This window comes from Qipengyuania sp. (assembly GCF_043423005.1).
Lineage (GTDB): Bacteria > Pseudomonadota > Alphaproteobacteria > Sphingomonadales > Sphingomonadaceae > Qipengyuania.
The window spans coordinates 1-12,077 of the sequence record NZ_JBHWMI010000008.1 but is presented as its reverse complement, the minus strand read 5'-3'; the positions used below and the strand labels follow the sequence as shown (position 1 = coordinate 12,077).

Genomic DNA, 12,077 nt, shown 5'->3' with positions numbered 1-12,077 from the left:
ATGACGCGCTCGACCTCGACATGCAGGAAACCTGGGCGGTCTACGGCGTCTATCCGCGCATGGCGTGGACGCCCGATAACCGCTCGATCGTGTTCTGGGCGGGCGGCAAGATCCGCCGCGTCGACGCCGATGGCAGCGGCGCCGCGGTGATCCCCTTCCGCATCGACGATACCCGCAGCGTGGCCAGCGCGCCGCATCCGGTGATCGAGGTTGCGCCCGACAGCTTCACCGCCAGGATTCCGCGCTTTGCGACCGTATCGCCCGATGGCCACACAATTGTGTTCGAAAGCCTCGGCAAGCTCTACGTCAAGCCGGCCGGCGGTATGGGCGAGGCCAGGCGGCTGACCAACGACGACAGCAATCTGGAACTGTGGCCCGCTTGGTCGCGCGACGGCAAGCGGCTGGCCTATGTCCGGTGGAGCGATGCGGGGCTGGGGCATATCGTCACGGTCGATGCACGCGGACGCAATGCGCGCGAGGTGACCCGTCAGCCGGGCCATTACGCGGTACCGCAATTCTCGCCCGACGGCGCCACCATTACCTTCGAGAAGCGCAGCGGCGGCTTTCTGACGGCTCCCGAATACAGCGAGAACGAAGGCGTCTATGTGGTGCCGGCAAGCGGCGGGACGCCGCGCCTCGTCGCCCGCGATGCGTCCGACCCGCAATTCGGTTCGGGGAACGACCGCTTGTTCATGCTCGGCCGCAACGACGGCAAGCTGCAACTGATGTCGAGCGATCTTTCGGGCGAGGCCCGCCGGGTCCACGCCGAAGGCGATCTGGCCAATGATTTCCGGGTCAGCCCGCGGGGCGATTACGTCGCTTTTCGCCAGAATTACGAAGTCTTCGCAATGCCGCTGCTGCCCGGCGGGCAGGCGGTCACCGTTGGCGAGACGGCAAGCTCGCTGCCCGTAACGCGGGTGAGCAAGGGCGGGGCGGATTACATCGGATGGACCGATGGCGGCGCGACGCTGCACTGGTCGATGGGGCCGACGCTCTACCGCGCCAGCACCGCCGCGCTGACCCCGCGCGCACCGCAGACGGACACGGCGCCAAAGTTCACGCCGCCCGACAACGGAGTGTCGCTCGCCCGCACGATCCGGGCCGACAAGCCGCGCGGCACGGTAGCGATCACCGGTGCGCGTATCCATACCATGGCGGGGGAGGGCGCCGGTACGATCGAGAACGGCGTGATCGTGATCGAGGGTGACCGGATCGCCGCTATCGGCGGCGCCGACAGCGTGCGCTTGCCCGCCGGCGCAAGGGTCATCGATGCCGCCGGGCAGACGATCGTCCCCGGCTTCGTCGATGCCCATGCCCACGGGCCGCAGGGCGTGGGCGATCTGGTCCCGCAGCAGAACTGGTCGCTGCTCCAGAACCTCGCGCTCGGCACGACGACGATCCACGATCCCTCGTCGCAGGCGAGCATGATCTATCACGCCGCCGAACGGCAGCGTGCCGGCACCCTGCTCGGCCCGCGCATCTTCTCGACCGGCGAGATTATCTATGGTGCCAAGTCGCCTGGCGTCTATGCGCGGATCGACAGCTACGAAGACGCGCTGGCGCATATCCGGCGGATCAAGGCGCAGGGCGGCATCTCGGTCAAGAACTACAATCAGCCGCGGCGCGAACAGCGCCAGCAAGTGGTTGCCGCCGCCCGGGCGGAGGACATGCTGGTGGTGGCCGAAGGCGGTTCGCTGTTCGGGATGGACATGAACCTCATCGCCGATGGCAACTCGACGCTCGAACACAACATCCCGCTGGGGGTGATGTACGAGGACGTGTTGCAGATGTTCGCGCAGTCCGACACCAACTACACCCCGACCCTGGTGGTGACCTACGGCGGGCTGGCGGGCGATCCCTACTGGCGGCAGGCGACCGATGTGTTCGACAATCCGCTGCTGGTCCATACGCCGCCGCGGATGCTGCTGGCCGAAACCGCCCGGCGGACCACGGCGCCGGAGTGGGCCTTCGTCGACGATGACTCCGCGCGCGAGGCAAAGAAGCTGGCCGAGCGCGGGGTCAAGGTCAGCATCGGGGCGCACGGTCAGCAGGCCGGGATCGCCACGCATTGGGAATTGTGGAGCTTCGCACGCGGCGGGATGAGCCCGGTCGAGGCACTGCGAGCCGGCACCATCGAGCCGGCGCGCTCGCTGGGCATGGAACGCGATATCGGCAGCCTCGAAGTCGGCAAGCTTGCCGATCTGGTCATCCTGACGGCGGACCCTGCCACCGACATCCGCAATTCCGATGATATCGCGCGGGTCATGCTGGGCGGCCGGTTGTACGATGCGCGGACCATGAACGAGGTGGAAACCGGCACCGCGGCGCGGCGGCCTTACTGGTGGGAATGACGCGCGCGGACTGATGCCGCCCGCGTCGGCATTCAGCCGGCGCGGATATGGCCGAGGAAATCGCCGACCTTGCCCCGCAGGATGGAGGCCTGGCTCTCGAGATCGCGGGCCGAGCCCAGCATCTGTGTTGCGGCAAGCCCGGTGGCCATGTTGGCATCGCGCAGGGTTTCGGCATGGCCGACAACCTCGTCGCTGCTGCGGGCGGCAAGATCGATGCTGCGGGCAAGGTCCTGACCGGCGACGGACTGCTGGTCGACCGCACTGGCGATGGAGATCGAGGCGGTTTCGAGCTGGCGGATCTGATCGCCGATGGAGCGCAGGGCGCGGACGCTGGCCCCGGTCGATTCCTGCATCGCGCGGATCTGGCCGGCGACCTCTTCGGTTGCGCGGCTGGTCTGGGCCGCCAGTTCCTTGACCTCGCTTGCCACCACCGCGAAGCCGCGGCCCGCCTCGCCTCCGCGCGCGGCCTCGATCGAGGCATTCAGGGCAAGCAGGTTGGTGCGCTGGGCGATCGAATGGATCAACTCGACAATCTGGCCGACCTGCTCGGCCGAGCTCGACAAGGTGGAAATGGTTTCGTCGGCCCGTTCGGCATCGTCGGATGCCTGACGGGCCAATTCGGCCGATTGAGCCGCCTGCAAGCTGATCTCGCCGATCGACATCGCAAATTCGTCCGACGCGGCCGCCGCCGCGGTCACTCCGCCTGCCGCACTGGTCACCGCCTCGCCCAGCGCGTCGGCATGGGCGCTGGTGCCGGTCGCCGTCTGCGCCATCGAGGCGGCGGTATCGTTGAGCTGCGACGAAGCCGATGCGACGCTGTTGACGACGTCGCCCACGGTCGCCTCGAACTGGCTGGCGATCCTGAGTAACTGCTGGCGATTGGTCTCCGCGGCGGACTTTCGGGCCGCGTGCATTTCATCGAGCTTGCGCGAGGCGCGCAGCATGATCTCCAGCGATCGGGCAAGGTCGCCAAGTTCGTCCTTGCGGTCGAGCCCGGTGATCTCGATCTCCCGCTGACCACTTGCCAGCAGATGCAGATTGAGCCTGATGTTGTTGAACGGTTCGATGACGTCGGAAATCACATGGGCCAGCGCCATCGCGGTGATCGCCAGCGCCAGCGTCGCGAAGCCGATGACATAGGGGACAAGGTCAGCGCCCCCCGTGCTGCGCGACAGGGCGTAGACCGCGACGGCGGTGACCGCCAGCGTGCTGGCGACACCGATCGCGGTGGTGACCTTGGCCTTGACCATGATCGGCTGGTCCACCAGCCATTGCCGCTTGCGCGAAACCGCCGTCTGGCGGGGAATGATCGGCTGCATCGCCCCGATCTCTTCCTTGAGGTCGGCGGAGATGCCTGTGGTATATGTCGCGTTCACGGCGTGTCCTCTCGTCCTGCGTCCACGCAGCTGTTCGTCATGCAACCGCTACGCTGCATGTATCGGTTAAGGCTGTCGCGGTGATCCGGCGGCCCAGGTGACGCGGGATTTCCGCGGCCGGCATTGCCTTGAAGTACAGCCAGCCCTGGATCTGGTCGCACCCGGCGGCGCGGACCATGGCGGCCTGCTCCTCGGTCTCCACCCCTTCGGCGGTGACCCCCATTTTCATCGCGCGGGCGACCGTGATGCTGGAGAGCATCATCGCCCGGCTGCCCTCGTCCTCGCCCGCCTGCGCCACCAGGCTGCGATCAATTTTTAGCTTTTCGAAGCGGAACTGGCGCAGGAAGCCGATCGAGGCATAACCGGTGCCGAAATCGTCGAGCGCGATGCGCACACCGAAGCCGCGGATGAGGTCGAGGCTGCGCTCGGCCACCACCGGATCAAGGACGAGGCAGGTCTCGGTGATCTCAAGCTCGAGGCGTTCGGGATCGAACCCGGTTTCCTCGAGGATGTGGCCCAGCTGGATCGGGAATTCCGGATTGCGCAGCTGCGCGGGAGAGATGTTGACCGAAAGGGTGATGCCTTCCCATGCCAGCGCATCACGGCACGCCTGGCGCAGGACCCACAGCCCGATGGCATTGATGAAGCCCGATTCCTCAGCCGCGGGGATGAAGATGTTGGGCCCCATCGGCCGCCCGTCGGCGCGGTTCCAGCGCAGCAGACATTCAACCGCCACCACCTCCTGCGTCAAGCTCGACACCAGCGGCTGATAGGCCAGCGCGAATTCGCCCGCCGCGAGGGCATGGCGCAACTCCTCGTCGAGCTTCTTGGCTTCCTCGCGGTTCTGGTCGAAAGTCGGGGCGTACCACGAGCAGCGCATCTTGCCGGCGCGTTTCGAGGCCGACATGGCGACATCCGCCCGGCGCAGCAGTTCCGAGTTCGACGTGGTGCCATCATGGCCCGACGTGGCGATGCCGATGCTTGCGCCCAGCATGACCCGCCGCCCGCCCAGTGCCGCAGGCTTGGCGAGGCGTTCGATGACCCGCCGGCAATGCCCTTCCAGAAGCGTGCCCGAAAGCGGTCCGGCAAGCGTCAGGGCGAATTCGTCGCCGCCAAGCCGGTAGATACCGACGTCATCGCCGCAGATTTCGCGCAGGATGCCGGCCGCCTCGCAGATGGCAAGATCACCGAAGTGGTGACCGTGGTGGTCGTTGATCATCCGGAACCCGTCGAGATTGACGATCGCGACGCCCAGCTCTTCGCCGCGTACCGCCCCGGGCGGGAAATGCTCTTGCAGCGCGCGCCGGTTGGGCAGGGCGGTAAGACTGTCGGCGAGGCCGATCCTTGCCACACCGCGAAGATGACCGAGAGCGAGCAAGCCGGTGGCCAGTGCAGCAAAGAGAAGCAGTGCGCCGCCAGCCAGAACAGCCGACCTCGCGCTGGCCGGACCGGTCTGGATCAAGGTTGTCAGCACCGTGCCGAGTCCGATACCGACAAGGACGGCGAACGAAAGGACGACCGCCCAATGCGCCGATACCCGTTCTCTTGCCGATAACGCCTTCACCGCGGACCCCTCCGGTCGAGTTCTCTCGCCGCGCGATAGCTAGCTCGGCAGTGGCTAATTATCGGTAAAGGCCGGCTTGCATCGCGCGTCCGCATGCCTTTCAGGCGAACTTGCGCCGGCGGCCGGCCGTGCTGCGCGCGGCATCGAGGCAATAGAGACCCGACCCGCACGCAGCCGGCAGGAAGCGGTCGCTTTGCCCGGTGATCGCTTCGCCCGAACCCAGCATCAGCCAGCCATCGGCGGCGATCGCGCCGGCAATGCGGTCGAGCGCTGCCCCGCGGGTGGCATCGTCGAAATAAAGGAGGACGTTGCGGCACAGGACGAAGTCGAACTGCCCGGGGGCGGGCGGATGATCGAGCACGGAATGCTGCTGGAACCGGCAATAGCGGCGCAGGTGGTCGCCGGCTTGCCAGCCGCCGCCGGGAACTTCGCTGAAATGTTCGAGCATGCGGGTCACGCTGATCCCGCGCTGGATCTCGAACTGGCTGTAACAGGCGCCCCGTGCCCGGTCGATCACCCTGGTCGAGACGTCGGTCCCGAGGATTTCGATCGTCCAGCCCTGCCATGTTTGCGGATCGTCCTCGAACAGCATGGCGAGGCTGAGTACTTCCTGCCCGGTCGAACAACCCGCCGACCAGATGCGCAGACGCCTGCTGTGCGACCGGGTCGCCGCAAGCCGGGGGAGGACTTCGCGCGAGAGGGTCTCGAAATAGGCATGATCGCGAAAGAAATAGGTTTCGTTGTTCAGCAGCGCCTCGACGACCCTGGTCGCCAGCCGGCGTTCGCCCGGCCGTTCGAGAAGGCAGGCAAGCTGGTCGACGTTCTCGATGCCGAGCTCGCGGAACAGGCCCGAAAGCGCGGTCGAGATACGCCAGCGGCGGCTTTCGGTCAGCTGCTGGCCGGTCCGGGAGGCGAGAAGGTCGGTGATGATCCGGTGAGATGCATCCACGGCCCTCACGGTCTGGGCTCGATGCTGGCGACCACCGCGTCGGCAAGCGTCGCGGGCGGTGCGATGGCCGCGGCGATGCCCTGTTCGGTCACCGCGCGGGGCATGCCCCAGACTGCGCAGCTTTCCGCATCCTGCGCATAGATGCGTCCGCCCGCCTCGTCGATGGCGCGGGCCCCATCCGTCCCGTCGCGCCCCATGCCCGACAGCAGGACCGCGGCGACCCGCCCGTCATAGGCGCTCGCCAGGCTGGCGAACATCGGATCGACCGAGGGCATGCAGCCGCTTTTCACCGGAACGTAGGTGAGCGCGACGACCCGCCGGCCCTCGGCCTTGCGCACTGTCATGTGGCCATGTCCGGGCGCGATGAACAGTTTGCCGCGGCTGATCACGGTCCCGTCGATGGCGAGCACCGCCTCGCGGCGGGCGGCCACTTCCATCTGGCGGGCGAACACCGGGATGAAGCTGGGCGGCAGGTGCTGGGTGATGAGGATCGGCAACTGGAACGAGGCCGGTATGCGAGCGAGAAACAGGTTGAGGGCATGAATGCCGCCGGTGGATGCTCCGATGGCGAGGATTTCGGGCGCCTTGCCGGCCGCTTTCGTCCGCGCCGGCCGGGGCGGCGGTGCGACGGCACGACGGACATCGCCCTTGAGCGCCCGGATCTTGCTCAGAAGCTGATCGCGATAGGCATCGTCGAACCCGCCCGGCCGCGGTTTCAGCATGGTGTCCGCTGCGCCCATCTTGAGCGCGGTCACGGTATGCTCTGCCCCTGCCGCGGTCAGCGAGGAGATGACCAGCACCTTGGTGGAAGGCGAGGCAGCGAGGATCCGGGGCAAGGCTTCGAGCCCGCCCATGCCGGGCATTTCGAGATCCAGCAGAACCACGTCAACCGGCGTGGCGGCGAGTTCGCGCAGGCCCTGTTCGGCAGTGCCGGCGCCGGCGACGACCTGCAAGTCCGCCTCGCGCGCGATCATGCGCGAGAACACCGTCCGGACGGTGAGCGAATCGTCGATGATCAGAACGTTGACAGGTCCCTCCGCCCGCTGTTCGGACGGCGGACCGGGATTTGGCAACACCGCGGCAGGACGCCTCAGGATCGCGGACATCGCTCAGGCTCAGACCATGCCGACGAGCTGCAACTTGATCTGCAGCGTTTCATGATCGAACGGCTTCATCACGTATTCGTCGGCCCCGGCGCTGATCGCTTCGCGAATATGGGCGACGTCGTTCTCGGTGGTGCAGAACACCACCTTGGGGCGGTCCCCCCCGTCGGTCTGGCGCAGACGGGTGATGAATTCGATTCCGGTCATCACCGGCATGTTCCAGTCGAGCAGGATGACGTCGGGCATTCTGGCCGCACACTTGTCGAGCCCCTCTTTCCCGTTTTCCGCCTCTTCGACCGAAAAGCCGAGGGATTCGAGGATATGGCGCGAGACTTTGCGGATTACCCGCGAGTCGTCGATGATGAGACAGGATTTCACGGCGACCTCTCCTGGTTATTGCAATCGGGACTAGGGCAAGAGCGTAACCAATCGCTTAAGCGGCGGCTTCGCAGGGCCCCGCGATCAGTGCGTCGGCATCGATCAGAAGCGCCGGTTCGCCATCGGTTTCGATGAAGCCGAGGGCGACGTTCCGCCATGCGGTGCCATACCCCCCGGGCACCGCCGTGACCTCGCCGCGCGCCTCGCCCACGTCCCGCGCTTCATCGAGCATCAGCGCGTAGAGATGGCCGCCGCTTTCGATCACGGCAGCGCGGCGCTCACGCTCCCAGTCGCCGGCAGCGACCCCGATTGCGCGGGCGCAGTCGATCACGGTCAGCGCCTGGCTGCGCAAGGCGGTCAGCCCGGCGACGAAGGGCGGGGTTCCGGGGATCGGTGTGATGTCGGCGACTTCGATGACCGAATGGATGCGCACCGCGGGCAGAGCGACCCGCTGGCCGGCGATCGAGCACAGGAGGTATAGGTCGTTCATGCTGCAACCCCATGGCGAAGCTGTTCGAGCGCGTTCAGCAATCCGTCCCGGTCGTAGCGATAGATGACTCCGCCGACCGCGTGCCGCGGATCGTCGCTAAGGCACAGAGTGTGCCGGGCGCCGGGCGATTGCGGGCCGGCGACGTTGCCGGGCATGATGATGGCAAGGTCGGCATCCGCCCCGTCGTCGTCCAACGGGGTGTAACCGGCCAGTTCCAGCAGGGGCCGCAGGATGGTGGCGGCCCATTCGCTGTCGGCAGGCAGGCGACAGGTCAGCGGGGCGGCGGCGGGGCGCGATGCGGCGTGCCGCGCGAACAGGGCATGACCGTCGACGAGCGAAACGATCTCGTCCCCGATCAGCGTCCGCCCCTCGATCAGGGGCTCGTCCGGGACGGGAACCAGCGGACCGATCATGACCGCCGTATCGCGCACTTCGCGAATCGCGTGAACGAGGTCGATAGCGCCGTCGCTCAGATGCAAGAGGCGGCAGCGCCCTTCCGGCAAGGTCCCACCGCGATGCCCTTCGAGGGGAAAGATGTGGCCGTCGATGACGGCTTGCGCGTGATCCCCGTCGACCACGATCGCCGAACGCGAAACGGTCTCGATGCGCCGCACGAGGTCGAGCCGGAAGGCGAGCGTGCGGCCGTCGAGCGCCGTCGCCAGCATCAAGGGCACGCCTGACACCTCTGTCGTGCGCGCCGGGGGTTCGGCAATTGCCGCCGACCGCATCTCGCCCATCAGATCGGCGCGCGAGGCGATGCTCGGAATATCGAGCAGCATCATCGGCCGCCCGTCGTCGAGCAGGGTGGTGCCGGCATAAAGTCGCGTCGCCATGATCGCCGGGGCGATGGGCTTGACGACCACTTCCTCGTGATCGAGCACCCGGTCCACCGCGAGGGCGAACAGGTCGTTGTTCGCCAGCCGCAGCATGGCCAGCGTCCGGGTCTGCCAGTCGACGTCGTCATGGCGCGCGATGCCGAGAATTTCGCTCAAGGCAAGGCACGGCACCCGGCGTCCGCGGAAGGTGACCAGCGTGCGCGATCCGGCCTTGGCGAAGGCGACATTGCTCGCATTGCCGAAGACGATTTCCTCGACGTAACTTTGCGGAATGGCATAGGTCTGCGCGCCGGCCCGCACCGTGAGGGTCGCCATGATGCTGAGGGTTAGCGGTAGCCTGAGGGAAATGACCGTCCCTTCTCCGGGCCGGCTTGAAACGCAAAGGCCGCCGCCGACCTTCTCGATATTGGCCCGCACCACGTCCATGCCGACCCCGCGACCCGAGATCGCGCTGATCGCCTCTGCCGTGGAAAGACCGGGCTCGAAGATCAGCTGGTGCAGCGCCTCGTCGTCCATCGCGGCGAGTTCGGCCGGGGTGCAGAGCCCCGCCGCCACCGCCTTTGCGCCAAGGCGGGCGGTATCGATGCCGCGCCCGTCGTCACTGATGACGAGATGGATCTGATTGCCCGATTGCCGCGCGGAAAAGCGCAGCAGCCCGATCTCGCGCTTGCCCCGCGCCAGCCGGTCCTGCGGTGTCTCGATCCCGTGATCGATCGCGTTGCGGATGAGATGGGTCAGCGGATCGCGGACCATCTCGATCATCTCGCGGTCAAGCTCAACCTCGCCGCCTTCGCAATCCACCATCACCTGCTTGCCAAGCTCGGCGGAAAGGTCGCGTACCATGCGCGGCAAGGTGCCGAACAGATGCTCCAACCGCTGCATCCGCATTCTCGTGATCGATGCCCTCACGTCGGCAAGAATGGCCGACAGCCGCTCGAACGGTCCGTCGATGGTCGGCTGGGTGCCGGCATCGCGCAGTCGGCGGGCAAGGTCGTTGCGGGCCAGCACCATGTCGGAGACGCCCTTCATCACCTCGTCGAGAAGGTCGACCGGCAGGCGGATCGATCGTTGCACCGCGGGCGCGGGGCGGGTGCCGGAAGGTTCGGCATCGACACCGTCCGCCTGCTGCCCCGCGCCGCCGGCGTCGATGCCGGCCGCGGGTTCGAAAGGCTCGGCGTCCGGCTCGAGCGCCGCGATCAGGCGCAGGTCCGATGTCCGGTCACCGTCGATCGGATCGCCGCGCTCGATCGTATCGGTCATCTCGCCGATCCGGTCGATAACCGCCAGCACCGCATCGACCAGCGCCCGGTCGGGATCGCGGCGTCCCGCGCGGCATTCGGCCAGCGCATCTTCGGCGGCATGGCTCAGCCGCTCGAGTTCGGGAAAATTGAAGAACCCGCAATTGCCCTTCACGGTGTGGACGAAACGAAAGATCGTATCGATCCGCGCGCGGTCGGATGGGTCGGCTTCCCATGCGACCAGTTCGCTTCCGCTGGCCGCCAGCATGTCTCGGGTCTCGGCGATAAAGTCCGCCAGAAGGTCTTCCATCGTCGGCACGGGCCCCTGCTTGCTCGTCCCGCCTTATGCCGCTGGATGGTTAACGAAGAGTTGGGCCGCTAGCCCCCCTGTGCAGGGGTGTCTCACCGCTTGCTGGCGGCCCGCTGGCTATGCGATAAGGCGAGCCGAGGAGAGCGATCATGGCCACCCGTTTGCAACCCCAGTTCGAATGCAGCGAAGAGGAATGGCGCGTGCGCCAGGATCTCGCCGCCTGCTACCGTATCTTCGATCATCTCGGCTGGGGCGAAAGCATCTACAACCACATCTCGGTGGCGGTGCCGGGTGAGGAGAACACCTTCCTCATCAACCCCTTCGGCCTGCTCTACGACGAGGTGACCGCGTCCAACCTCGTCAAGATCGACGTCGAGGGCAACAATGTCGGCCAGTCGCAATACATGGTCAACAAGGCGGGATTTACCCAGCACGCGCATTTCCACCGCGTTCTGGGCGAGCGGGCCAGCGCGATCTGCCACGTCCATACCACCGCGACGATGGCCGTGTGCAGCCACAAGAACGGGCTGTTGCCGATCAACTTCTATGCCTGCAACTTTCAGGGCCAGATCGGCTACCACGATTTCGAAGGGGTGACCGTGCGGGCGGAAGAAGGCGATCGGCTGGTCGGCAATCTGGGGGCCCATTCGATCCTGATGCTGCGCAATCACGGGCCGGTGGTGATGGACCGGACGATCCCGGGCATGTTCGTCAAGATGTGGGCGCTGCAGCGAGCGTGCGAAATCCAGGTGGCGACGTTGAGCCAGGGGGAACCCAATATCGTCATGCAGGACGTGGTCGACGTCCATCAGCGCGATCTGTCGGTCATGCAGTCGCAGGGCGGGGCGGGCGTGTTCGATTTCGAGGCGTGGAAACGGCGCATCTCGCGCATCGACGATAGCTGGAAAAGCTAGACAACCGCCGGACGCCGGGCGAGGGCGGGGGCCATGTCACGCATGACCGTCAACGGCCGCCCGGTCGAATTCCTGATGGAGCCCGCAACGCCACTGTTGTGGGCCTTGCGTGATGCGGCCAACCTCACCGGTACGAAATACGGCTGCGGGGTGGGTGATTGCGGGGCGTGCACGGTGATGATCGACGGGCAGGCGTTGCGTTCGTGCCTCGTCACTCTGGGCGAAGCGGAAGGCCGGTATGTCACCACCATCGAAGGACTGAGCGCGGATCGTTCGCACCCCGTCCAGCAGGCGATGGTCGCCGAACAGGCGGTGCAGTGCGGGTTCTGCACCCCGGGCATCGTCATGGCGGCCGCTGCCCTGCTGCAAACCAATCCGACGCCCTCGACCGCCGAGATCGAGGCGGCGATCCCCAATCTGTGCCGCTGCGGCGTCTATCCCCGTCTGGTGCGTGCGGTCGAGCGCGCGGGGCGGGTCGCGCTGCGGCAGGAACGGATCAGCGCCGCCCCCGCGCCTAACGTAAGTGCCGCCGACGCCGCCGCCGACGTGCCGGCCCTTCGCGCAGACT

The 12,077-nt window shown here is 66.7% G+C and carries 10 protein-coding genes; 3 read left to right on the top strand and 7 right to left on the bottom strand.

Annotated features, from left to right (window positions below):
• On the top strand, positions 1 to 2,351 hold a 2,351-nt coding region (locus ACHFFA_RS01645), incomplete at its 5' end, for an amidohydrolase family protein (RefSeq protein ID WP_394269099.1).
• 32 nt (positions 2,352 to 2,383) lie between these two features.
• Here the strand turns inward: ACHFFA_RS01645 and ACHFFA_RS01640 are convergent.
• The 7 genes from ACHFFA_RS01640 to ACHFFA_RS01610 form a co-directional block, all read right to left on the bottom strand.
• Positions 2,384 to 3,727, bottom strand: coding sequence for a methyl-accepting chemotaxis protein (locus ACHFFA_RS01640; protein WP_394269098.1), 1,344 nt, complete (start codon positions 3,725 to 3,727; stop codon positions 2,384 to 2,386).
• Between the two features lie 37 nt (positions 3,728 to 3,764).
• Complete coding sequence (locus tag ACHFFA_RS01635; RefSeq protein WP_394269097.1) at positions 3,765 to 5,291, bottom strand: putative bifunctional diguanylate cyclase/phosphodiesterase; 1,527 nt, start codon at positions 5,289 to 5,291, stop codon at positions 3,765 to 3,767.
• Positions 5,292 to 5,391: 100 nt separating this feature from the next.
• On the bottom strand, positions 5,392 to 6,249 hold the full coding sequence (locus tag ACHFFA_RS01630; protein WP_394269096.1) for a CheR family methyltransferase: 858 nt from the start codon (positions 6,247 to 6,249) through the stop codon (positions 5,392 to 5,394).
• Positions 6,246 to 7,346, bottom strand: a complete 1,101-nt coding sequence (cheB, locus tag ACHFFA_RS01625) for a chemotaxis-specific protein-glutamate methyltransferase CheB (RefSeq protein WP_394269095.1) — start codon at positions 7,344 to 7,346, stop codon at positions 6,246 to 6,248. Before cheB ends, ACHFFA_RS01630 begins: the two co-directional genes overlap by 4 nt.
• Before the next feature lie 9 nt (positions 7,347 to 7,355).
• Positions 7,356 to 7,721: a PleD family two-component system response regulator gene (locus tag ACHFFA_RS01620; protein ID WP_394269094.1), complete on the bottom strand. Its 366-nt coding sequence runs from the start codon at positions 7,719 to 7,721 to the stop codon at positions 7,356 to 7,358.
• 55 nt (positions 7,722 to 7,776) lie between these two features.
• Positions 7,777 to 8,211 (bottom strand): chemotaxis protein CheW, encoded by a 435-nt coding sequence (locus tag ACHFFA_RS01615; RefSeq protein WP_394269093.1) that lies wholly within the window; start codon positions 8,209 to 8,211, stop codon positions 7,777 to 7,779.
• Positions 8,208 to 10,595, bottom strand: a complete 2,388-nt coding sequence (locus tag ACHFFA_RS01610; RefSeq protein WP_394269100.1) for a chemotaxis protein CheA — start codon at positions 10,593 to 10,595, stop codon at positions 8,208 to 8,210. Before ACHFFA_RS01610 ends, ACHFFA_RS01615 begins: the two co-directional genes overlap by 4 nt.
• Positions 10,596 to 10,744: 149 nt before the next feature.
• Here ACHFFA_RS01610 and ACHFFA_RS01605 point away from each other — a divergent pair, with 149 nt between their 5' ends.
• Positions 10,745 to 11,509: a class II aldolase/adducin family protein gene (locus ACHFFA_RS01605; RefSeq protein WP_394269092.1), complete on the top strand. Its 765-nt coding sequence runs from the start codon at positions 10,745 to 10,747 to the stop codon at positions 11,507 to 11,509.
• 33 nt (positions 11,510 to 11,542) lie between these two features.
• On the top strand, positions 11,543 to 12,077 hold a 535-nt coding region (locus ACHFFA_RS01600; protein WP_394269091.1), incomplete at its 3' end, for a (2Fe-2S)-binding protein.